General features: G+C 72.3%; 19 protein-coding genes. 12 read left to right on the forward strand and 7 right to left on the reverse strand.

The features are described from left to right. The first annotated feature begins 160 nt into the window (after positions 1 to 160). The 3 genes from AC4OXY_RS30115 to AC4OXY_RS30125 all read left to right on the forward strand — a co-directional run bounded on the left by AC4OXY_RS30115 (position 161) and on the right by AC4OXY_RS30125 (position 2,978). Positions 161 to 934, forward strand: coding sequence for a hypothetical protein (locus AC4OXY_RS30115; protein WP_491991388.1), 774 nt, complete (start codon positions 161 to 163; stop codon positions 932 to 934). 296 nt (positions 935 to 1,230) lie between these two features. After that, positions 1,231 to 1,893 (forward strand): RNA polymerase sigma factor, encoded by a 663-nt coding sequence (locus tag AC4OXY_RS30120; protein WP_356030214.1) that lies wholly within the window; start codon positions 1,231 to 1,233, stop codon positions 1,891 to 1,893. After that, positions 1,893 to 2,978, forward strand: coding sequence for a hypothetical protein (locus AC4OXY_RS30125; protein ID WP_491991389.1), 1,086 nt, complete (start codon positions 1,893 to 1,895; stop codon positions 2,976 to 2,978). The genes AC4OXY_RS30120 and AC4OXY_RS30125 overlap by 1 nt, the downstream gene beginning before the upstream one ends. A gap of 225 nt (positions 2,979 to 3,203) precedes the next feature. Here AC4OXY_RS30125 and AC4OXY_RS30130 read toward each other — a convergent pair whose 3' ends face one another. Next, positions 3,204 to 4,043 carry a L,D-transpeptidase family protein gene (locus tag AC4OXY_RS30130; protein WP_362818270.1) on the reverse strand — a complete coding sequence of 280 codons (840 nt, stop codon included), beginning with the start codon at positions 4,041 to 4,043 and terminating at the stop codon, positions 3,204 to 3,206. A gap of 84 nt (positions 4,044 to 4,127) precedes the next feature. Here AC4OXY_RS30130 and AC4OXY_RS30135 point away from each other — a divergent pair, with 84 nt between their 5' ends. Next, complete coding sequence (locus AC4OXY_RS30135) at positions 4,128 to 5,723, forward strand: acyl-CoA mutase large subunit family protein (RefSeq protein WP_356030218.1); 1,596 nt, start codon at positions 4,128 to 4,130, stop codon at positions 5,721 to 5,723. Between the two features lie 48 nt (positions 5,724 to 5,771). After that, a complete protein-coding gene (gene leuE / locus AC4OXY_RS30140) occupies positions 5,772 to 6,422 on the forward strand; it encodes a leucine efflux protein LeuE (protein WP_356030220.1) in 651 nt (216 codons plus the stop codon). 30 nt (positions 6,423 to 6,452) lie between these two features. Here the strand turns inward: leuE and AC4OXY_RS30145 are convergent, their stop codons facing one another. Then, positions 6,453 to 7,832, reverse strand: coding sequence for an FAD-dependent monooxygenase (locus AC4OXY_RS30145; protein WP_491994661.1), 1,380 nt, complete (start codon positions 7,830 to 7,832; stop codon positions 6,453 to 6,455). 74 nt (positions 7,833 to 7,906) lie between these two features. Between AC4OXY_RS30145 and AC4OXY_RS30150 the strand changes: the two genes are divergently transcribed. Continuing rightward, positions 7,907 to 8,566 carry a TetR/AcrR family transcriptional regulator C-terminal domain-containing protein gene (locus AC4OXY_RS30150; protein WP_362818273.1) on the forward strand — a complete coding sequence of 220 codons (660 nt, stop codon included), beginning with the start codon at positions 7,907 to 7,909 and terminating at the stop codon, positions 8,564 to 8,566. Here the strand turns inward: AC4OXY_RS30150 and AC4OXY_RS30155 are convergent. The 3 genes from AC4OXY_RS30155 to AC4OXY_RS30165 all read right to left on the reverse strand — a co-directional run bounded on the left by AC4OXY_RS30155 (position 8,559) and on the right by AC4OXY_RS30165 (position 12,122). Beyond that, on the reverse strand, positions 8,559 to 9,719 hold the full coding sequence (locus tag AC4OXY_RS30155) for an acyltransferase family protein (protein ID WP_491991390.1): 1,161 nt from the start codon (positions 9,717 to 9,719) through the stop codon (positions 8,559 to 8,561). The two genes, AC4OXY_RS30150 and AC4OXY_RS30155, sit on opposite strands and share 8 nt — an antisense overlap. 85 nt (positions 9,720 to 9,804) lie before the next feature. After that, positions 9,805 to 11,148, reverse strand: a complete 1,344-nt coding sequence (locus tag AC4OXY_RS30160) for a polysialyltransferase family glycosyltransferase (protein ID WP_356030225.1) — start codon at positions 11,146 to 11,148, stop codon at positions 9,805 to 9,807. Then, complete coding sequence (locus tag AC4OXY_RS30165; RefSeq protein WP_356030227.1) at positions 11,145 to 12,122, reverse strand: glycosyltransferase family 2 protein; 978 nt, start codon at positions 12,120 to 12,122, stop codon at positions 11,145 to 11,147. The genes AC4OXY_RS30160 and AC4OXY_RS30165 overlap by 4 nt, the downstream gene beginning before the upstream one ends. A gap of 198 nt (positions 12,123 to 12,320) precedes the next feature. Between AC4OXY_RS30165 and AC4OXY_RS30170 the strand changes: the two genes are divergently transcribed. The 4 genes from AC4OXY_RS30170 to AC4OXY_RS30185 are packed head-to-tail and all read left to right on the forward strand — an operon-like array spanning position 12,321 to position 17,054. Further along, on the forward strand, positions 12,321 to 13,643 hold the full coding sequence (locus AC4OXY_RS30170) for a DUF6716 putative glycosyltransferase (protein WP_491991391.1): 1,323 nt from the start codon (positions 12,321 to 12,323) through the stop codon (positions 13,641 to 13,643). A 17-nt stretch (positions 13,644 to 13,660) separates the two neighbouring features. Next, entirely contained in the window at positions 13,661 to 14,890 is a 1,230-nt protein-coding gene (locus tag AC4OXY_RS30175) for a cytidylyltransferase domain-containing protein (RefSeq protein ID WP_356030230.1), read from the forward strand. Between the two features lie 14 nt (positions 14,891 to 14,904). Then, the gene (locus tag AC4OXY_RS30180) at positions 14,905 to 15,843 is read left to right on the forward strand and encodes an N-acetylneuraminate synthase family protein (protein WP_356030232.1); all 939 of its coding nucleotides are present in this window, start codon (positions 14,905 to 14,907) and stop codon (positions 15,841 to 15,843) included. A gap of 59 nt (positions 15,844 to 15,902) precedes the next feature. Further along, entirely contained in the window at positions 15,903 to 17,054 is a 1,152-nt protein-coding gene (locus tag AC4OXY_RS30185; RefSeq protein ID WP_356030234.1) for a hypothetical protein, read from the forward strand. 5 nt (positions 17,055 to 17,059) lie between these two features. Here AC4OXY_RS30185 and AC4OXY_RS30190 read toward each other — a convergent pair whose 3' ends face one another. Then, positions 17,060 to 17,611, reverse strand: a complete 552-nt coding sequence (locus AC4OXY_RS30190) for a CAP domain-containing protein (protein ID WP_376291153.1) — start codon at positions 17,609 to 17,611, stop codon at positions 17,060 to 17,062. 181 nt (positions 17,612 to 17,792) lie between these two features. Next, positions 17,793 to 18,449: a class I SAM-dependent DNA methyltransferase gene (locus tag AC4OXY_RS30195; protein WP_356030237.1), complete on the reverse strand. Its 657-nt coding sequence runs from the start codon at positions 18,447 to 18,449 to the stop codon at positions 17,793 to 17,795. Positions 18,450 to 18,680: 231 nt separating this feature from the next. Between AC4OXY_RS30195 and AC4OXY_RS30200 the strand changes: the two genes are divergently transcribed. Further along, complete coding sequence (locus AC4OXY_RS30200; RefSeq protein ID WP_376291155.1) at positions 18,681 to 19,916, forward strand: amidohydrolase; 1,236 nt, start codon at positions 18,681 to 18,683, stop codon at positions 19,914 to 19,916. A 321-nt stretch (positions 19,917 to 20,237) separates the two neighbouring features. Next, positions 20,238 to 21,293 carry a BMP family lipoprotein gene (locus AC4OXY_RS30205; RefSeq protein ID WP_491991392.1) on the forward strand — a complete coding sequence of 352 codons (1,056 nt, stop codon included), beginning with the start codon at positions 20,238 to 20,240 and terminating at the stop codon, positions 21,291 to 21,293. Positions 21,294 to 21,510: the final 217 nt, after the last annotated feature.

The raw sequence follows: 21,510 nt of genomic DNA on the forward strand, positions 1-21,510 counted from the left end.
GCGACCGCGCGGATGAACGCCGGCGGCCACGGGCCGTATGGAACAAGGCCGGGCCGGGACGCCGCGTGCGCCCCGTGCGACGTGCGGCGTGCGACCGGCCAGGCGGACGGCATGCGTGCGGCAGTTGTGGCGGACAGATCGGACAGGGACGGGAACTGACATGGGTGAACGGCACAGCGGCGGCGGACTGCCCGGCCGTCGGCACGTACACCCCGGCGCGGACGCCGCCCCCGGATCCCGGTCCACCGCCGACGTCCCCGGCGCCGGCCTCGCCGCACTGGAGGCGAGCCTCGCGGACGTCCTGCGCACCGGTCCCGTCGACCCCGACGGCGAGCAGCACGCGGTGAGCGCGTTCCGCGCGGCACGGGACGCCGGCCCGCACCGGGCGCGGACCCGGCGCCGGGACGACTGGCGGCCCCGGCAGCCGTGGCGTGCGCGGCTGTCGGTGAAGGCCACGCTCTCGGTGTTCGCCGCGAGCCTCACGCTGGGCGGCGTCGCCGTGGCGGCGATCGGCGCGGTCGGCTCCTCGTCGGGCGGCGACCACGGCGCCGGGCACCCCGCGCACCCGGTGACGAGCGCCCCGGGGCGGGCCGGTGCCGGCGCGTCAGCCGGGTCGTCCGCCGCCCCCGGCGCGCACCCGGACCGCCCGGACACCGCCAAGGACACCCTCGCGCACTGCCGCGCGTACGAGCAGGTCGAGGGTGAGGGCAAGGCGCTCGACGCCACGGCCTGGCAGCGGCTGCTGACGGCCGCGGGCGGCAGGGACCACGTCGCGGCCTACTGCGCCCAGCAGCAGAAGACCGACAGCAGGGGCAAAACCGGTAAATCCACTGACAAGTCCACTGATAAGCCGCAAAGTCCTGCTGTCAAGGACGGAAGTGGTAAATCCGGCCGCTCTGCGGCGAGTTCGAAGCCGTCCCACAAGAAGAAGTAGCGGCTCGGGAGAAGCAACAGCGGTCCGCCGGGGCAACGGCCGGGGCCGCCACCCCCCACAGGAGAGGCCCCGGCCGTCGCGCGGACGGGCCGCGCGCGGCCCGTACTTCCTACAGCGCCATGCGTGCGTTTTCTGTCACACCCCGATCCCGCGGATGCTCACCCTGCGCACTCCCGCACCTGGTCACGAGTTAGTTGCATCGTCTACAGACTCGTCGACGGACATGGACGAGGACCGCTTTGACGCCGTAACGTGCCTTTCGCGCCGGACCAGGAAACAGGCGTAAAGGGAGTCACGTGCTGGGGGACGACGCGGAGCTGACCGCCGCGGTGCGTGCGGCACAGGACGGGGACGAGACCGCATTTCGTACGGTGTACCGCGCCGTGCAACCGCGGCTGCTCGGTTACGTCCGCACGCTGGTCGGGGATCCGGACGCCGAAGACGTCGCGTCGGAGGCCTGGTTGCAGATCGCCCGCGACCTGGACCGGTTCAGCGGAGACGCCGACAGGTTTCGCGGCTGGGCCGCCCGGATCGCCCGCAACCGCGCTCTGGACCACATACGGATGCGCGGCCGGCGCCCCGCCATAGGCGGCGACGAGACGGAGCTGACCGGCCGGGCCGCCGAGTCCGACACGGCCGGCGAGGCCATCGAGGCGCTGGCCACCGACAGCACCCTCTCCCTCATCGCGCGCCTCCCGCAGGACCAGGCCGAGGCGGTCGTCCTGCGCGTGGTGGTCGGCCTCGACGCCAAGACCGCCGCCGAGACGCTCGGCAAACGCGCCGGCGCCGTACGCACCGCGGCGCACCGGGGCCTGAAGCGGCTCGCGGAGCTGCTCGGCCAGGATCCGGAATCGGCGGGCGCCCTCGACGCGCTCCCACCCCAGCGAGAACCGCGCCGCGGCGCGGTGTCGTCCGCAACTGTGACGCATACGCGTACGCGGACGCAGAAGGACATGTGATGGCCGACGAGCACGACAAGTGGCTGAACCGTGAGACGGCGGAACGTCTGCTGCGCGGTGAGTCGCTGGAAGTCGTCGACGCTCGCGCGCGTGACCAGGCCGAACGACTTTCCCGCGCGCTCGGCGCGCTGTCCGCGCAGGGCGCTGCCGCCACCGGTGAACTCCCCGGCGAACAGGCCGCCCTGGCCGCGTTCCGCAAGGCTCGCGAGGCCGCCGAGGCCGAGCGGACCGCCGCCGCCCTCGCCGAGGACGCCTCCGGCGAGCGCTCCGGCACGCCCACTTCGCCCTCCGACGCCGGTCTGATCCGCATCGGCGCCCCGGCCCGCCCGGCCCCCACGGCCCGTACCGGAATCCCGGGCGGCCGTCCCCGTCGCCCCCGTTGGGCCCGCCCCGCGCGCCTGGCGCTCGCCGCGGGAGTGAGCGCGGGCATGCTCGGCGGGGTCGCCATGGCCGTCGGGAGCGGGGTGCTGCCCACGTTCGGGACCGAGCGGCCCGCCCCCGCCACCTCCGTCTCGGCCGACCAGAGCTCCTCCTCACCGCTCGCCTCGGTCTCGCCGTCCGCCCCGGTGAGCCCGGGTCCGGGTGTGCCGAGCGGCGCGGGCGCGAGCCCGGGTGCCACCCCGGGCGCGAGCACCGGACCGCGCCCCGGCGGACCCGCGGGCGCCCCGAGCGGGGTTCCGGGCGGCGGCTGGCAGGACGTCGCCGGGGCCTGCCGGGCCATCCGCGACGGCAAGGCGCCGGACTCCGGCCGGATGCGCACGCTGGAGAACCTGGCGGGCGGGTCCTCGCACATCGACCGCTTCTGCAAGGTGGTCCTGGGTGCCTTCGACTCCGCGTCCGGCGGCAACGGCGGCGACCAGGGAAAGCCCCTGGGCAAGGACAAGGGCAAGGGCCAGGGGAACGGCGGCGGCCAGGGCAAGGGCGGTGACGACCAGGGGCAGGGTGACGGCGGCGGTCACCCGGGAGGCGGCGACCACGGCGGCGACCGCCCCGGTCACGGAGGCGGTCACGGCCAGGGCGGCAGCGGCGGCGACCAGGGCAACGGCGGCGGATCCCACGGCGACTCCGCTCCGTCAAGCTCCTGACCTGCTCGTTTGTGACCGACGAAATTTTTTCGGCGCGGGGTGTGACGTTTCCGGAGCCTGCGACGCAGTACAGAGTGAGCCGACTGGTCATCGGCCGTCGCACTGAGCCGGGGTTCCCCCCGTACCCACGGCTCGTGCACCTGGCGCGGGCGGGACACGTTCCCCCGGTCCCGCCCGCGCCCTATCTCCTTCGTCGTCTCCTTCACTCCGTCGCCGACGGGTCCGTCACCAGTGGACGACGACCCTGTCGCCCACCCGCACCTGCGCGAACAGCTCCTGGATCGCCGCCCTGTCGCGGACGTTCACGCAGCCGTGCGAGCCGCCCGCGTAGCCGCGCGCCGCGAAGTCGTAGGAGTAGTGCACCGCCTGCCCGCCGCTGAAGAACATCGCGTACGGCATCGGCGAGTGGTAGAGCGTGGAGGTCCAGGTCCGCGCCTTCCAGTAGACGTGGAAGACGCCCTCGCGGGTCGGTGAGTACTGCGCGCCGAAGCGCACCGACATGGCCGACACCGTCCGCCCGTCGACCATCCAGCGCAGCGTCCGAGTCGTCTTGTCGATGCACAGCACGCGCCCGGTCAGACAGCGCGGATCGGGCGGGCCGGCCGGCTGACCGCCCATCAGGTACAGCTCCCACTCGCCGGGCGGGTGCGTCATCGCCACCAGCCGCTGCCAGGTGACGGTGTCCGTCCGCCCGGTCCGGGGCAGCCCGCGCCTGCCCTGGAACCCCTCGACGGCGCGCTCGGTCAGATCGTCGTACGACCCCGTCGGCCCGTCGAACAGCCAGTCCAGCTGGCGCAGCCGGGCCTGGAGTTCCCGTACCCCGGGCCCGCTGTCGCCCGGCGACCACAGTGCCGGGGAGGGCGGTGCGGCGGTCGGGGCCGGGGCCGTCCGGGCGGTGCGGGGAGCGCCGCCCGACGGCGGTCCGACGCGCACGGGCGGGACGGGTTTGCCGTCGGCGCCGGTCATCGGCTGCACGGTGCAGCCGACGAGGGCGGTGAGGGCGGCGAGAGCGGCGGAGGAGATGCGTACGGCGGCGAGCGGGCCCCTGATGCCCCTGATCCTCATGCCGGGGATGCTTCCCCGCGTGACCGCCGCCGAACTACGGGGCATGGTGAGAGGGGACAAAACGTACGGCGGGCGGAGGCGTTCATGGCAGCTGAGCCGGAGGCACGCGAGTCGGAGTCCGGGCTGCCCATCGAGCCGGTCTACGGGCCGGCCGACCTCACCGGCTGGGACCCGGCGAGGCAATTGGGCGAGCCGGGCGGGTACCCGTTCACGCGCGGGGTCTATCCGAGCATGTACACCGGCCGCCCCTGGACGATGCGCCAGTACGCCGGCTTCGGCACGGCCGCCGAGTCCAACGCCCGCTACCGGCAGCTGATCGCGCACGGCACCACCGGCCTGTCCGTCGCCTTCGACCTGCCCACCCAGATGGGCCACGACTCCGACGCGCCGCTCGCGCACGGCGAGGTGGGCAAGGTCGGCGTGGCCGTCGACTCGGTCGAGGACATGCGGGCGCTGTTCGACGGCATCCCGCTGGACCAGGTCTCGACGTCGATGACGATCAACGCCCCGGCGGCCCTGCTGCTGCTCCTGTACCAGCTGGTGGCGGAGGAGCAGGGCGTCCCGGCGGACCGGCTGACCGGCACGATCCAGAACGACGTGCTGAAGGAGTACATCGCGCGCGGGACGTACATCTTCCCGCCGAAGCCGTCCCTGCGGCTGACGGCGGACATCTTCAGGTACTGCGCCGCCGAGATCCCCCGGTGGAACACGATCTCGATCTCCGGTTACCACATGGCCGAGGCGGGCGCCTCGCCCGTGCAGGAGATCGCGTTCACGCTCGCCGACGGCATCGAGTACGTCCGCACGGCGGTGGCGGCGGGCATGGACGTGGACGCGTTCGCGCCCCGGCTGTCGTTCTTCTTCGTGGCCCGTACGACGCTGCTGGAGGAGATCGCCAAGTTCCGTGCGGCGCGCAGGATCTGGGCGCGGGTGATGAGGGACGAGTTCGGCGCGCGCAACCCCAGGTCGCTGATGCTGCGCTTCCACACCCAGACCGCCGGGGTCCAGCTGACCGCGCAGCAGCCGGAGGTGAACCTCGTCCGGGTCGCCGTCCAGGCCCTCGGCGCGGTGCTCGGCGGCACGCAGTCGCTGCACACCAACTCCTTCGACGAGGCGATCGCGCTGCCGACGGACAAGAGCGCCCGGCTGGCGCTGCGCACCCAGCAGGTGCTGGCGTACGAGACGGACGTGACGGCGACGGTGGATCCGTTCGCGGGGTCGTACGCGGTGGAGCGGATGACGGACGACGTCGAGGCGGCGGCCCTCGCCCTGATGCGCCGGGTCGCGGATCTCGGCGGGGCGGTGGCCGCCATCGAGCAGGGCTTCCAGAAGGCCGAGATCGAGCGGAACGCGTACCGCATCGCCCAGGAGACCGACTCCGGCGAGCGGGTGGTCGTGGGCGTCAACCGCTTCCGGCTGGACGAGGAGGAGCCGTACGCGCCGCTGCGGGTCGACCCGGCGATCGAGGCCCGGCAGGCGGAGCGGCTGGAGCGGCTGCGGGCGCGGCGCGACCGGCGGGCGGTGGACTCGGCGCTGGCCGCGCTGAAGAAGGCGGCCGGGGGCGAGGACAACGCGCTGTATCCGATGCGGGAGGCGCTGCGGGCCCGGGCGACGGTCGGGGAGGTGTGCGACGCGCTGCGGGAGGTGTGGGGGAGGTACGAACCCCATGACGTCTTCTGAGCGGCCGGGCAGGGGGGATTGTCAGACCTCCGTGCGACACTCATTCGCATGTTCGGCGTCATCGATCTCCCCACCTACCTGGCAGGCCTCGCCCTGATCGTGCTGCTGCCCGGTCCCAACTCGCTGTACGTGCTGTCCGTCGCCGCCCGCCGCGGCGTGCGGGCCGGATACACCGCCGCCGCGGGCGTGTTCTGCGGGGACACCGTGCTGATGACGCTGTCCGCGGCCGGTGTCGCCTCCCTGCTGAAGGCCGACGCCGTGCTGTTCGGGATCGTGAAGTACGCGGGCGCCGCGTATCTGACCTGGATGGCGACGGGGATGCTGCGGTCCGCCTGGCAGCTGTGGCGGACGCGGCGGGAGCAGGACGTGGCGCAGGCGGAGCCCGAGCGGGCCGCCGGGGAGCGGCCCTTCAGGCGGGCCCTCGTCGTGAGCCTCTTCAACCCCAAGGCGATCCTGTTCTTCGTCGCCTTCTTCGTGCAGTTCGTCGACCCGGGCTACGCCTACCCGGCCCTCTCCTTCGCCATCCTCGGCGCCTTCGGCCAGCTGGCCAGCTTCCTGTACCTCAGCACGCTGATATTCGGCGGCACCCGGCTCGCCGCCGCGTTCCGGCGCCGCAAGCGGCTGTCGGCCACGGCCACGTCGGCGGCCGGCGCGCTGTTCCTCGGCTTCGCCGTGAAGCTGTCGCTGGCGAGTTCGTAGCCCTCGCAGCTCCCAGGGGACCGGCGCTCCTCAGCGGCCGACCCGGGAGAGATAGGCCGCGAGTCCGTCCGTGGTCTCGCCCGCCCAGCCCACGTAGCCGTCCGGGCGGACCAGGAAGACACCCGGGCCGTACGACTCCGGGGCCGCCGGGAGCGAGCGCACCCCGGGGACCGTGCCGTCGGGAGCGCCCAGCAGCGTCCAGTGCGGCCCCCGGAACGCGTCGAAGAGGCGTACGCCGCCCGCCGTGCCGTCGGGCGCGCGGTCGCCGGCCCGCACCCCGGCCGGGTTCGCGCGGGTCTCCTCGGTGAGGCTCGACTCCCGGTAGCCCAGGCCGAGTTGGACCGTCTCGCGCCCGCGTCGCACCTCGCCCCGGTGCACCCCGGTCGACAGGTCCAGCATGGCCGCCGCGTTCGCCCGGCGCTCCTCCTCATAGGTGTCGAGGAGGGTGTCCGGGGCGCCGTCCCGCAGCACCGCGCCCAGTTTCCAGCCCAGGTTGTAGGCGTCCTGGACGCTGGTGTTCAGGCCCTGGCCGCCCGCCGGGGAGTGGACGTGGGCCGCGTCGCCCGCGAGCAGGACCCGGCCCGCCCGGAAGCGGTCCGCCAGGGCGGCGCGCGGGCGGAAGTCGGACGCCCAGCGCAGCTCCGTCACGTCGGCGCGGTCCAGGTGCGTGTACGCGGCGACCAGCGTGCGGATGCCGTCCAGGGACAGGTCGGGGGCCGTGCCCTCGGGGAGGCGGGCCTGGAGCTGGAAGTCGTCCGTGCCGGCCAGCGGGCACAGGCCCACGACCGTGCCGTCGTCCTTCGGGAACGTGTGCCAGTGCACGCGGTCCAGGCCCCGTACCCGGACGTCCGCCACCATGAACGGCGCCGGGTCCACGCTCTCGCCGGCCATGCCGATCCCGAGCGCCCGCCGGATCACCGAGCGTCCGCCGTCGGCCGCGACGGCGTACCGCGCGCGCAGCGCCGTACCGTCGGCGAGCTCCACGGCCGCCCCGTCCGCGTCCTGCGCGACGCCCGTCACCTCGCACCCGAAGGCGACCCGGCCGCCCAGCTCCAGCAGGCGCGCGTACAGCACCTCCTGCGTGCGCCACTGCGCGACCATCAGCGGCTCGGTGTACGGCGCGCCCTCGTCCGGCGCGACCGTGTCGAACATCGGCTCCCCGCCGACGCGCTCGCCGTCCTTCCAGATCATCCGGTCCGGGTACGGTCCGCCCGCCGCGCGGATCTGGGCCAGTACGCCCAGGTCGTCGAAGACCTCCTGGGTGCGGGGCTGGATCCCCTTGCCGCGCGAGCCGGGGAACAGGCCGTCGGCCCGCTCCACCACGAGCGCCTCCACTCCGCGCCGGGCCAGGTCGGCGCCGAGGGCGAGACCGGTCGGACCCGCGCCCACGATCAGAACGTCCATCGCGATGCTCCTTCGTCTCCTTAACGGCGTTAAGTGCCGTCGCCCATGAGGGTGCCCTTAACGCTGTTAAGCTGTCAAGTGTGAGCCCCGAGAAACGCACACCCCGCGCCCCCCTGGACCGCCGCCGCGTCGCCGACACCGCCCTGCGGCTGCTGAACGAGGCGGGACTGGACGGCCTGACCGTGCGCGCCATCGCCCATGAACTGGACGTCAAGGCGCCCGCCCTGTACTGGCACTTCAAGGACAAGCAGGCGCTGCTGGACGAGATGGCGACGGAGATGTACCGGCGGATGGTCGCCGCCACGCCGCTCGATCCGGACGACAGCTGGCAGGAGCGGCTGCTGAAGACGGGCCGGGGGCTGCGCGGCGCGCTGCTCGGCTATCGCGACGGCGCCAAGGTCTACAGCGGCTCACGCTTCACGGGCACCGAGCACGCCCCCGCCCTGGAGGCGAACCTGCGGCTGCTGACGGACGCCGGGTTCACCCTCGCACAGGCGGTCGACGCGGGCCGGACGGCGAACGCGTACACGATCGGCTTCGTCACCGAGGAACAGGGCGTGCGGCCCCTGCCGGGCGAGCGCCGGGAGGGGTACGACGTCGGGGAACGGGCCCGGCGGCTCGCGGACTTCCCGCTCGCGGCGGCGGCCGGCGAGCTGCTCTTCGACGACTACGACCGCCAGTTCGAGGAAGGACTGGCGGTCGTCGTCGCGGGGATCGGGGCGCGGTACGGAGTCAGCTGACCGCCCGCTCCGGGACACCGGTGCCCGCCGTCTTGAGGGCCCGCTTCAACCGGGGCCCGAACGGCTTCTCCACGAACCGGTGGATCAGCCACGCCAGCGCCAGCATGCCCAGCACGGTCACCACGAGCGTCGGCCACGGGCCGAGGCCCAGGCTCCGGTGCAGCACCCGGATGACGAACCAGCCCAGGTGCTCGTGGACCAGGTAGAACGGGTACGTCAGCGCGCCCGCCGTGACCAGCCAGCGCCACCTGGCCCAGCTCGCCCAGCCGAGCGCCACGACGGCGACGGCCGCGAAGGCGATGGTGACGATCAGGATGACGACGTACGGATCACGGTGCGGGTGGTGGCCCCACAGGCCGGTGGTGGCCTCCCGCTGGGCCAGCAGCCAGGACATCGCGACGATGCCCCACGAGAGCAGGTCGCTGCCGAAGCGGTGGATCAGGTACAGCGCCAGGCCGCCGATGAAGAAGGGGGCGTACTCGGGCATGATCACCTGGTTCAGCAGCTCGTTCCTGGAGCTGTGGCACAGCACCGCCGCCAGCGTCCACACACAGGCGAACAGCACCACCCGGCGCCGGGTCACCCCGCGCACCACGACGAGCAGCGCGAACAGCACGTAGAAGCGCAGTTCGACCCAGAGCGTCCAGCACACGCCGAGGACCCGTTTCGCGCCCATCGGCTGCTGGAGCATCGTCAGGTTGACCAGGAACTCGTCCAGCCGGACCGCGTGGACGACGACGGGCATGGCGAGCGACGCCCCGGTGACCAGGAACAGCGCCACCCAGTAGGCCGGGTACAGGCGCGACACGCGGGAGCGGAAGAAGTCGCCGAGCGTACGGCCCCAGCTGCTCATGCAGATCACGAAGCCGCTGATGACGAAGAAGAACTGCACCCCGAAGTTGCCGTAGACGGCCGCCCGGGACAGGGTCGGGAAGAGGTGCGCCGGGCTGCCGTGCCAGGACGCGGAGACCGTGCCGCCGCGCCCGGTGTAGTGGTAGAGGCAGACCATCAGCGCGGCCACGAGCCGCAGACCGTCCAGGGCCATGAGGCGGCTCGCGCGTCCGCCACCGGCGGCGGACGGTGCGGCGGCCGGGCGGGGTATCAACGGGCCGGGCGCGGCGGCGAGGCCGGGGGGTGACGGTGACGCTGCCATGGAGGTCATGTCCTTCCTGGATGGTCTTCACAGTTCTGCCGTCGCCGGGCCCGGCCGCTCGCGCGCCCCTGACCCGCGGCCCGGTTCAGTTGCGCGCGCCCCGGCGCAGGCTGCGGGCCTTGCGGGCCACCCGGCGCACCGTGGCGTTGCGGGGGATGAAGGCCAGTTGGGCCGGCACCCCGCCGGGCAGGGCCAGGGAGGTCAGCCGTCGGCGCTTGAAGTAGCGCAGGGTCCGCGGGTTCTGGTTCCGCGTCAGCCAGCCCTCGACCTCGGGCCGCAGCCCCGGCAGGATCTTCGGCTGCATCGCGAAGCCCACCGCCCGCACCAGCGCACCGAGTTCCTCGACGTCCATGCCCCGGCGCTGCTCCTCGACGGCCGCCCTGTCGCCCAGCGCGGGCAGCAGCGCGTCGACGATGGTGACCGGGATCCGGTTGCTGTTCTCGTACGGCGTGACCTGCTCCAGCAGCAGCTCGGTGCCGATCCGGGCGACCGGCAGGCCGTAGAGCGCCTGGGCCGTGAGCAGGGCGGTGGAGAAGCAGCCGACGACCAGCGCGGGACGCATCCGCTGGTACAGCACCTCGGCGAGGACCGGGGTGTCGAGCACGGTCAGCTCGACCTTCAGCTTCCGCGCCTCCTGCTCCAGCGAGCGGGTGAAGCTCGCCGGTGCGGACGGGTGCGGCTTGAACACCACCTTGGTGTGCCCGAGCGCGGCCGCGCCCCGCAGCATCCGCACGTGCAGCTGGTCCTCCTGCTCGGCGGTGAGGATCTCCAGCGCCGAGAGGTACTGGCCGAGCAGCAGCGCCGGCTCCTCGACGTCCGGCAGTTCCGCGTCCTCGGGGTTCACGGGCCCGAGGCCGGCGAGCACCTTGGTGAAGGCGGCCGTCGGCACGATCTCGCCCTCGACGCCGAACTCGGTGAGCAGCAGCGGCTTCAGGCCGGGGACGAGGTCCAGGTGCAGCACCCGGTCCACCCGGGTGCCGACCAGCGGGTCGATCTTGTTGCGGGTGGGGCCGTAGCTCATCAGGCCGTCGGCGTAGACCGTCACGGGGGCGCCGGTGAAGATCTGGCCGAGCGCCAGCGACGGGTTGACCTGGATCGACTCGACGGCCAGCTCGACGTCGTCCTCGCCCAGCCGCCACTCGTGGCGCAGGAAGCGTTCCCACAGCGGCATGTCGTCCACCCGCGGGGCCCAGCCGCCCGGGTGGAACGGGAAGATCGTCTCGTTGTACGAGATCACCTCGTCGAAGCGGTCGCGCAGCTTCTCGAAGCCGGGTGCCTCGTCCAGGGCGGGCGTCGTCTCCGGGGTGGTGGAGTTGTTGCAGACCAGCAGGATCCGCCGGTCGGCCGGGCCGAAGCAGCCGGAGTCCAGGGCGGCGGCGAGCGTGGCCGTGCCGTACAGCGTCGACGCCTGGAAGATCTGGGTCGTCATGCGGCGGCCCCCGCGGGGGCGGGACGGCGGCGCAGCCGGCGCAGCTTGGAGGCGCGCTGGAAGTCCATGGAGTCCAGCGCGTCGTCCAGCACGTCCTGCGGCATGCGCCGCAGGGCCGCGGCACTCATGGATTTCAGCTTTTTCGCCACCGCGGGCTCGAACCTTTCGATGGATCCCAGATGATGGGAAATGATGGCGCAATAGGTACGGACGGCCTTCGGCAGCAGTTCATCGGCCTGCGGATCCTCGGCGGTTTCCGCGACGACCTGGTCGAACGCGCGAATGAAATCCAGCTGCCGGACATCGCCGATCTGGGTGAGCGACGAGGCGACCCCGCGCCGGTAGAACACACCGAGCATGCTCACCGCGGCGAAGGATTCCGCCTCCCGGTGCAGCTTCCAGATCCACGGCCGGTCCTCGGCCGTGCGCAGCCCGTCGGTGAAGTGCAGCAGGCCCTTGTCCACGAGCCGCCGGTGGTAGATGCCGGCCCACGCGTACGCGTAGTCGACGGACGTCGAGCGGTCGGCGGGCAGGATCGCCTCGCGCGGGCTCGTCACCACGCCCCGCCGGCCGACCGGCACCCGGTGCACCTGGCGCGAGCGCGCGGTGCACTGCACATGGTCGGTACGGATGAAGTCGCAGCCCAACTCGTCTATGGCGGCGACCAGTTGGGGGAAGTAGCCGGGGGCGAGCCAGTCGTCGCCGTCCAGGAACGTCAGGTACTCACCGCGCGCCCGGTCGATCCCGGTGTTGCGCGCGGTCGCCAGCCCCCCGTTCTGCTCGTGCCGGACATGGACCGCCCCGGGCAGCTCGCGCTCCGCGCGCGCGAGAATGTCCGGTGTCCCGTCGCGGGAACAGTCGTCCACGAGAATGAACTCAAAGTCGTCCCGGGCATTCGCCTTCAGACTCCTGAGGGTGTCGGGAGCGTATTGCTGCACGTTGTAGAACGGCACGATGACGGAGAGCTTGACCACGTCAGGGACGTTAGGGGGAAGCCCGTGATTCGTCTTGACGCCTTGCTTGATGCTGGGTGAACGACACGTGGCGAAGCTGTGAACCGGGCTTTTTTCCGGCGAGTTGACGGCCCGATTCGCCATTCGGCGATGTGCTGTTAACCGTTTGTTGCATTCGGGTTGGGCCGCACAACGGAATCGCTTCCTAGCGTCTTCGGCGTGCCAGCAAGAGCTACGAAGTCCCTGCGGGTCGCCGTCCTCGCCGATTCCGACACCCGGTGGAAGTGGGGCGCGCTCACCGCGCAGCGCCTCGCCCCCACCGACTCCGAGATCCGGCTCGACGGCTACCTCCTGCGGGGGCGTGCCACCCCCACGGCCCGCCAGCTGAGGGAAGTGGGCGTCCGGGCGGACTCGCTCCGCGAGGTCACCGGCGTCGAGTTCCTGCGCGCCATGACCGACTCGACGACCGGGGAGCCCTACGACCTCCTCGTCCTCGCGCTGGTCGGCGGCGGTGTCCAGGCGATGCTGCACGGACTGCGGGGCGCCTGGGGCTCGGGCGAGCGCCCGGTGGTCGTCACCGGTTACGTCGGCGTCGTCTACGAGAAGCTCGCCGACGGCCTGCTGCTGCGGCACGGCGCCGACCTCGTCCTCGCCAACTCCCGGCACGACGCGGACCGGTTCCGGGCCGTGTACGAGGGCGTGGGCGCGGACGCCTCCGCGGTCACCGAGGTCGCCCTGCCCTTCCTCGGCGGGGCGCCGTACACCGGTGAACACGAGCCGTACACCGTGGTGTTCGCGGCCCAGCCGTCCGTCCCGGACAGCCGCAAGGACCGTACGTACCTGCTGAACCGGCTCATCGAGCACGCCTGCAGGCACCCCGAGCGCGAGGTGCTGCTGAAGCTGCGCTCCAAGCCGGGTGAACACACCACCCACATCGAGGAGTTGCCGTACCAGAAGCTGGTCCAGGGCATGTCCGTGCCCGCCAACTTCCGGCTGGTGTACGGGCACATGGGCGAGGTGCTGGACCGCACCGACCTGCTGGTCACCGTCAGCTCCACGGCCGCCCTGGAGGCCCTGCACCGGCGTGTCCCCACGGTCGTCCTCACCGACCTGGGCGTGCGCGAGGTGCTCGGCAACCACCACTTCACCGGCTCCGGGTGCCTCGCCTCCTGGGACCAGCTCGACGCCGGACACCGGCCGACGGCGGACGAGGAGTGGGTGGCCCGGCAGGGCGTCGGTGTCGACGGCTCGTACGAGACGGCCTTCGACACCGCGCGCGAGCGCATCGCCGGCCTGCTGGAGCGGCCCGGCGGGCTGCCCCCGCTGAACCCCTACTACACACCCGAGACGGCGCCCGGATACCTGCCCGGCATCCTCGCCCGCCACCACCTCGGCCCCGACGGCGCCCCGTTGCCCGGCGCGCCCGCCGCCGACAAGGAACCCGGCCCGGTGCGCCAGATCGTGCGCCGCGCCGCGCGCGGGGCCTACCGCCACGGCGTGCAGCGCGTGGCCCCCGTGATCCGGCGGATGGGGGAGCTGTGACCTTCCAAGGAGACTCCATGTCCAACCCCGAGGCGGGACCGGGCGCGACGCTGCGCCGGGTGCTCGCGGTGATCCCCGCGCGCGGCGGCTCCAAGGGCGTGCCCGCCAAGAACCTGGCCCCCGTCGGCGGTGTGCCGCTGGTGGCGCGCGCGGTGCGCGAGTGCCGGGCGACCCGGCTGGTGACCGACGTCGTCGTGTCCACCGACGACCAGGCCATCGCGGCCGCCGCCCGGCAGGCCGGCGCCGAGGTCGTGCTGCGGCCCGCCGCCATCGCCGGGGACACGGCCACCTCCGAGGCCGCCGTCCTGCACGCCATGGACGCCCACGAGGCGCTGCACGGCGCGGCGGTCGACGCGGTCCTGCTCGTGCAGTGCACCAGCCCGTTCATCGTCCGCGAGGACATCGACGGGGTGGCCGGCGCGGTCGTGGAGAACGGCGCGGACACGGCGGTCACCGTGGCCCCCTTCCACGGCTTCGTCTGGCGCGAGGCCGACGCGGAGGCCGAGGGCGGCGTGGGCGTCAACCACGACAAGTCCTTCCGCCCCCGCCGCCAGGACCGCCCCCAGGACTTCCTGGAGACCGGCGCCGCCTACGCGATGGACGCGGCCGGCTTCCGCAAGCACCAGCACCGCTTCTTCGGCCGTACGGAACTCGTCCGCACGGACCCCGCGCGCGTGCTGGAGATCGACGACCCGCACGACCTGGCCCGCGCCCGCGCGCTGGCCCCCCTCTTCGACGCGGACCGTCCCGGTTCGCTGCCGACCGCCGAGGACGTCGACGCGGTCGTACTGGACTTCGACGGCACCCAGACCGACGACCGGGTGCTGATCGACTCCGACGGACGGGAGTTCGTCTCCGTGCACCGCGGCGACGGACTCGGCATCGCGGCCCTGCGCAAGAGCGGCCTGAAGATGCTCATCCTGTCCACGGAACAGAACCCTGTGGTCGCCGCCCGCGCCCGGAAGCTGAAGCTCCCGGTGCTGCACGGCATCGACCGCAAGGACCTCGCGCTGAAGCAGTGGTGCGAGGAGCAGGGCATCGCGCCGGAGCGCGTGCTCTACGTCGGCAACGACGTCAACGACCTCCCGTGCTTCGCCCTCGTCGGCTGGCCCGTGGCGGTCGCGAGCGCCCACGACGTCGTACGCGGCGCCGCACGCGCGGTCACCACCCTCCCCGGCGGTGACGGCGCGATCCGAGAGATCGCCAGCTGGATCCTCGGCCCCTCTCTCGATTCCCTCCCCAAGTAAGGACATCTCCTGCCATGAGCACCAACTCCCGTATGCGTTCGTTCGGTTCGCGCGAGGTCGGCCCCGGCAAGCCCGTCTACATCTGCGGCGAGATCGGCATCAACCACAACGGTGAGCTGGAGAACGCCTTCAAGCTGATCGACGTGGCCGCCGAGGCCGGCTGCGACGCCGTGAAGTTCCAGAAGCGCACCCCGGAGATCTGCACCCCGCGCGACCAGTGGGACATCGAGCGCGACACCCCCTGGGGCCGGATGACCTACATCGACTACCGCCACCGCGTGGAGTTCGGCGAGGACGAGTACCGCCAGATCGACGAGTACTGCAAGGAGAAGGGGATCGCCTGGTTCGCCTCCCCGTGGGACACCGAGGCCGTCGCCTTCCTGGAGAAGTTCGACGTCCCCGCCCACAAGGTGGCCTCCGCCTCCCTGACGGACGACGAGCTGCTGAAGGCCCTGCGCGCCACCGGCCGCGCCGTCATCCTCTCCACCGGCATGTCCACCCCGAAGCAGATCCGCCACGCGGTCGAGGTCCTGGGCAGCGACAACATCCTGATGTGCCACGCCACTTCGACCTACCCGGCGAAGGCCGAGGAGCTGAACCTCCGCGTGATCAACACGCTGGAGAAGGAGTTCCCGAACGTCCCGATCGGCTACTCCGGCCACGAGACGGGCCTGCAGACCACGCTGGCCGCCGTCGCCCTCGGCGCCACCTTCGTCGAGCGCCACATCACCCTCGACCGCGCCATGTGGGGCTCCGACCAGGCCGCCTCCGTCGAGCCGCAGGGCCTCACCCGCCTCGTCCGCGACATCCGCACCATCGAGGCCTCCCTCGGCGACGGCGTCAAGAAGGTCTACGACTCCGAGCTGGGCCCGATGAAGAAGCTGCGCCGCGTCGCCGGTGTCGTCGCGGAGGCGGAGATCGCCGCGGCGGCGGGCGAGCCGGTCACGGTCTGACCCCCGGCCCCGGCCTGTTGAGCCCCTTACGTGTCCTACGACGGGACGGTCGTACGCCGATGAGCCCCCGCGCCGGTCAGCCCGGCCAACCTCCCCGCACGCTCGCCTTCGTGGAGAGCCCGGTCCAGCTGCTGAACGTACTGGAGTGGGCACACCTGCACGGACTGCAGGGCCCGGCCCCGGACCCGCTGCCGTCCGTGCCCGCGCAGGTGCGGCGGACGATGGCCGGTGACCCCTCAGCGGCCGGCGCGGAACTCACCCTCGTCGTGCTGTCGCCGACCGACCCGATGACCCGGGGCCAGCTGCGCCGCATGGCGGAGCTGGCCCGGGACGAGGGGCACACGGTGCGCTGGGAGGAGGCGCGCGGCGGTCCGGCCGCGCCCTTCGCGACGATCGGCGGCCTGGCGGGCGCGCTCCGCCGGGCCGACCGGATCGTGATGGGAGACCCGTTCTCCCGCTACGTCCAACTGCTGCTGACGATCACCAAGGCCCGCGACCTGGTCGTGGTGGACGACGGCACGGCCACGATGGAGTTCGTGGCCCAGCTCGCCCGCGGCGAACGCCTGGTCCGCTGGCACCGCAAGGGCGGCCGCCCCGGCCCGCGCGACCTGCTCTTCGCCCCGGTCTCCGCCTCGGCCCGCCGCCGGCTCACGCCGAACGCCAAGCGCCGGGTGGAGGTCTTCTCCTCGATGCCGGTGACGGAGACGCCCGAGGGCGTGACGGTCACGGCCAACGACTTCTCGTGGACCCGCGCCCGCTTCGGCCCGCCGCGCATCACCAAGGGCGCGGACATGGTCGGAACGTCACTGGTGGAGACGGGCGTGGTGGACGCCGACCACTACGTGGAAGCGGTCCGCACCCTCTCCAGGACCCACGGCGCGACGCGCTATTTCGCCCACCGCCGCGAGAGCACGGACAAACTCCACCGCCTGGCGACCGAGACGGGCCTGGAGATCGTCCGCCCGGACCTCCCCCTCGAACTGATCGCCCGCCGCGGCCCGATCGGCCGCACGATCCTCAGCTTCCCCTCGACGGTCGTCCACACCCTGCCGCTCGCGCTGGTGGGCACGGGCGTGAAGGTGGCCGTCTTCGACATCGACCCGACCTGGCTGACGGAGACCGCGTCCCCCCGCGCCCAGGGCTTCCTGTCGGGCGTCACGGGAACGGCCAAGGACGTGCACCGGCTGCAGACGGTGGCGTTCTCTGGCTGAAGAAGTCAGTCGCGCGAGGCCAGGTCCAGGGTCCACCAGGCGCCGTCGGGGCCGTCCGTCCTGCCGACGCCGGCGTCGGTGTAGCGGCAGGTGAGAAGGATGGCGCGGTGCGGCGGGCTGGCCATCCACGCGGCGACGGCCGCGCCCGCGTCGGCGGGGCCGATCTCGATGGTCTCGCCGGTGGCGACGGGGCGGTAGCCGGCGGTCCGCATCCGGTTCTCGGGGGCGCTGCCGTCCGTACCGGTGTGGGTGAGGAGCCGGTGTGCGGCCATGTCCGAGCTGTGTGCCTGGGCGGCCCGGTCGAGCGAGGTGCGCAGTCGTACCGCTGCGCAACCCTCCTCGGAACGGCGCCTGTTGACCTCGGACACCACGGCGTTCGGGGCTGGTGCCGAGGGCGGCGCGTTCCACTGCCCGGCGACCGGCACCGTCCACCCGGGTGAGGGGAACGCGGGTGGCCCCGGCGTCGGTGGCCCGGCCCAGGCGGTCGGCGCGCAGGACAGGAACGCGGTCAGGAGCACGGCCGTCGGCCAGGATGCGGCCCGCGAGAGAACGCCCACTGTGCAGCCCCTCTTTCGGAGGTAGTGACTCAGGGTGATTCTCGCGACGCCGTGCGTTCGTCACCAGACGGCGCCAGGAGCGCGTACCGCCGGTAACCGGCGCGATCACCGAAGATCCCGGCCGGCCGCTCGGCATCGTGTACGACACCGCGCGCGAGGAAGGTTCGGGCCAGGCCGGGGCTCAGCCGGCCTTTCTCACCAGCACGAACGCCCGCGCCCGGCGCTCCTCGCCGGACGGCTCCCGCCGTACCGTCGCGACCGGCTCCAGCCCGGCCCCCGCCAGCAGCGCCGTGACCTGCTCCGGCGTACGCCAGTAGTAGTCGAGGTCGATCTCGTGGCCGAAGCGCTCCGGGAGGTGGAGGCGGCCGGGCTCGTCCGCGGTCTGGAAGGCGAGCAGGGCGTGGGCGCCGGGGCGCAGGGTGCGCCGGAATTCGGCGAAGGCGGCCGGCAGGTGGTCGTCGGGGACGTGGATCGTGGAGTAGAGGGCGAGGATGCCGCCCAGCGTGGCGTCCGGGAGGTCCAGGGCGGTCATCGAACCCACATGGAAGCGCAGGCCGGGGTGAGTTTCGCGGGCCAGGGCCACCATGGCGGGGGAGAGGTCCACACCGAAGACCGGGATCCCGAGGGAGTGCAGGAGCGCGGTGACCCCGCCGGGGCCGCTGCCCAGGTCGGCGACCGGGTCCGGGCCGTTCGCCGTGACCAGCTCGGCGAAGGCCGTGATCAGGGTGCGGTCCAGCGGGTGCGTGAGCCCGGTCGGGTACCGGGCCGCGTACTCCTTCGCGATCGTGTCGTACGAGGTCCGGGTGGGATGGAGGAACGTCTCCGTCGCGTCGGTCACGCGTCCGGACCCTATCGGGAGGGGGTGCGGCTCCGGTCCGGTTCCTGGACACGTCGAGCAGGACTGTAGTGAGGCATGGTATCCGTGGAAGGAGAAACAGTGGTTTTACCCGTCAGAGTCCGCCGCCATGCGTCCGCTGGTCAGATTTTCTCCCCTAACGGGCTGAACTTTTGTTGATCGAGGGGCAGTTGACCACCCGGGCGTCCTACCCTTCAGAGGGTGAAGCAATTGATGTCCCTAGAGTCCGAGGCCGGCCTCGCGGGGGATGTGCTCCCCGGCGCGCTGAGCGAAGCCCTGCACGCCGAACTCGTCGCCTTCCGCCGCGACTTGCACATGCACCCCGAGCTGGGCAACCAGGAGTTCCGTACGACGGCCGCGATCAAGGAGCGGCTGGAGCAGGCAGGGCTCAAGCCCCGCGTGCTCGGCAAGGGAACGGGACTCGTGTGCGACATCGGGCTCACCGAGGGTGAGCGGACGGCGGTACCGCTGCTCGCCCTGCGCGCGGACATCGACGCCCTGCCCATCCCGGACACCAAGACCGACTGTCCCTACCGGTCCACCGTGCCCGACCGGGCGCACGCCTGTGGGCACGACGTGCACACCACCGTCGTGCTCGGGACCGGGCTCGTCCTCGCGGACCTGCACGGCAAGGGCCTGCTGCCCCGGCCCGTGCGGCTGATCTTCCAGGCCGCCGAGGAGGTGATGCCCGGCGGCGCCCTGGACGCGATCGAGGACGGCGTGCTGGCGGGCGTGGGCCGGATCCTCGCCGTGCACTGCGACCCGCGCGTCGACGCCGGGCGGGTCGGGCTGCGGCACGGGCCGATCACCAGCGCCTGCGACCGGCTGGACATCGCGCTCGACGGCCCCGGCGGGCACACCGCACGGCCGCATCTGACCACTGACCTCGTCACCGCCGCCGCCCGCGTCGCCGTCGACGTGCCCGCGCTGATCGCCCGCCGGGTCGACACCCGGGTCGGGCTGGCGCTGACCTGGGGCCGGATCCAGTCGGGGCACGCGCCGAACGTCATTCCGCAGCACGCCGAGCTGTCCGGCACCGTGCGCTGCCTGGACCTGGAGGCCTGGCGGCAGGCGCCCGACATCATCCACGCGGCCATCGACGAGGTCGCCACGATGCACCGCGCCAAGTCCGAGATCACCTATGTGCGCGGGGTGCCGCCGGTCGTGAACGACAAGGAGTCCGCCGACCTGCTGCGCCGGGCGATGTCCGCGCGCCGGGGCCGGGAGTCCGTGGAGTCCACCGAGCAGAGCCTCGGCGGCGAGGACTTCTCCTGGTACCTGGAGCGCGTCCCGGGCGCCATGGCCCGGCTCGGGGTCCGGCGCCCCGGCGAGCGCACGGTCCGCGACCTGCACCAGGGTGATTTCGACGCCGACGAGCACGCGATCACGGTCGGCGTGGAGATGTTCACGGCAGCGGCCTTCCTGGACGCGAACGGCGCCCCGGCCTGAGCCCGGAGGGGAAGGAAGAGTAAGAAGGGGCCTCGTCGGGGGCTCTTTCTTACTCGTTCTTACTCATTCCGCCGACTGGCGCAACACGCCCGTAAGCCATTCGTGCACACACCGCGACACCCCCGTGTCAGGGGCGAAGAGGGTGAGTTCAGATGCTGTTTGCCTCGAATCGATAACGGCTTCGAGAGGGGGTTTTTTGCGACATCTACGCGCGTTACGATGCCGCGAAGCCGACGCCGACGGGGCGTCCCGGCTGGAGCACCGGCAAGGTGCTCCCATCAAGCGCCGACACGGCGCTCAGGTCAGGTGAAGGAGCCTCCCGTGCGCCGGGTAGCCAAGCTTTCCGCTGCGTGTCTCGCGACCGCGGCACTCGCCGTGACTGCCACCGCGTGTGGCAGCACGTCCTCCGACAACAATGCCAGCTCCTCCTCGGGTGGTGCGAAGGGCGGCGTAAAGATCGGTCTCGCCTACGACGTCGGCGGCCGCGGTGACCGCTCGTTCAACGACTCCGCCGCGCGCGGCGCCGACAAGGCCGAGAAGGAGTTCGGCGGTTCCATCAAGGAACTGACCGCGAAGACCTCGGACACCCCGGCCGACCGGGTGCAGCGCCTCACGGACCTGGCCCAGGCCGGGTACAACCCGATCGTCGCCGTCGGTTACACCTACGCGCCCGCCGTGCAGCAGGTGGCGAAGCAGTTCCCGAAGACCTCGTTCGGCCTCATCGACTCCGTCGTGCCCGGCAGCAACGTCAACAGCATCACCTTCACCGAGGAGGAGGGCTCCTACCTCGCCGGTGTGGCCGCCGCGCTGAAGACGAAGAAGGACCACGTCGGCTTCATCGGCGGTGTCGACAGCCCGCTGATCAAGAAGTTCGAGGCGGGTTACGTCCAGGGTGTCCACGACACCAACGCCAAGATCAAGGTCGACACCCAGTACCTGAGCCACGGCGCGGACACCTCCGGCTTCTCCAGCCCGGACAAGGGCCAGCAGGCCGCGCAGGGCATGCTGGACAACGGCGCCGACGTCGTCTACTCGGCCGCCGGCTCCTCCGGCAACGGCGCGATCGAGGCCGTGCACGGCGCCAAGGGCGCCTGGGCCATCGGCGTGGACTCCGACCAGTACAACATCCCGGGTCTCGCCCAGTACAAGAGCTCGATCCTGACCTCGATGGTCAAGAACGTCGACGTCGGTGTCTACGACTTCATCAAGTCCGTCAAGGACGGCAAGCCGCTGACCGGCAACAACGTCTACTCGCTCGCCAAGGGCGGCGTCTCGCTCGCCACGAGCGGCGGCTTCATCGCCGACATCCAGCCCAAGCTGGACGCCGCGAAGCAGAAGATCATCGCCGGTCAGATCAAGGTCAAGACCACCCCGTGACCTGACGGATCCGGCCGGTTCCCGCTGAGGGACCCGGCCGGTTCGCCGGACTCGGCTCGGTGAGGGAGCGTCGTCCCCACGACCCCTCGCCGAGCCATAACAATGTGTCAACTCTACGCGTGTAGCGTGGAGTTGCCGCGCTAGCGTCGCCGACGCCTGCCACCTCCCCTATGCAGCCCCTTTCCCCGAGGAGAGTGCGCCATCAACGCGTCCAGCC

This window comes from Streptomyces sp. HUAS MG56 (assembly GCF_058673395.1).

Excerpts from the sequence above, each read along its gene's own strand:
- AC4OXY_RS30125 (WP_491991389.1), top strand. The coding sequence starts at position 1,893 with ATGGCCGACGAGCACGACAAGTGGCTGAACCGTGAGACGGCGGAACGT.
- AC4OXY_RS30200 (WP_376291155.1), top strand. The coding sequence starts at position 18,681 with ATGTCCCTAGAGTCCGAGGCCGGCCTCGCGGGGGATGTGCTCCCCGGC.
- AC4OXY_RS30185 (WP_356030234.1), top strand. The coding sequence starts at position 15,903 with ATGAGCCCCCGCGCCGGTCAGCCCGGCCAACCTCCCCGCACGCTCGCC.
- AC4OXY_RS30160 (WP_356030225.1), bottom strand. The coding sequence starts at position 11,148 with ATGACGACCCAGATCTTCCAGGCGTCGACGCTGTACGGCACGGCCACG.
- AC4OXY_RS30135 (WP_356030218.1), top strand. The coding sequence starts at position 4,128 with ATGGCAGCTGAGCCGGAGGCACGCGAGTCGGAGTCCGGGCTGCCCATC.
- leuE (WP_356030220.1), top strand. The coding sequence starts at position 5,772 with ATGTTCGGCGTCATCGATCTCCCCACCTACCTGGCAGGCCTCGCCCTG.
- AC4OXY_RS30155 (WP_491991390.1), bottom strand. The coding sequence starts at position 9,719 with ATGGCAGCGTCACCGTCACCCCCCGGCCTCGCCGCCGCGCCCGGCCCG.
- AC4OXY_RS30180 (WP_356030232.1), top strand. The coding sequence starts at position 14,905 with ATGAGCACCAACTCCCGTATGCGTTCGTTCGGTTCGCGCGAGGTCGGC.
- AC4OXY_RS30175 (WP_356030230.1), top strand. The coding sequence starts at position 13,661 with ATGTCCAACCCCGAGGCGGGACCGGGCGCGACGCTGCGCCGGGTGCTC.
- AC4OXY_RS30115 (WP_491991388.1), top strand. The coding sequence starts at position 161 with ATGGGTGAACGGCACAGCGGCGGCGGACTGCCCGGCCGTCGGCACGTA.
- AC4OXY_RS30130 (WP_362818270.1), bottom strand. The coding sequence starts at position 4,043 with ATGAGGATCAGGGGCATCAGGGGCCCGCTCGCCGCCGTACGCATCTCC.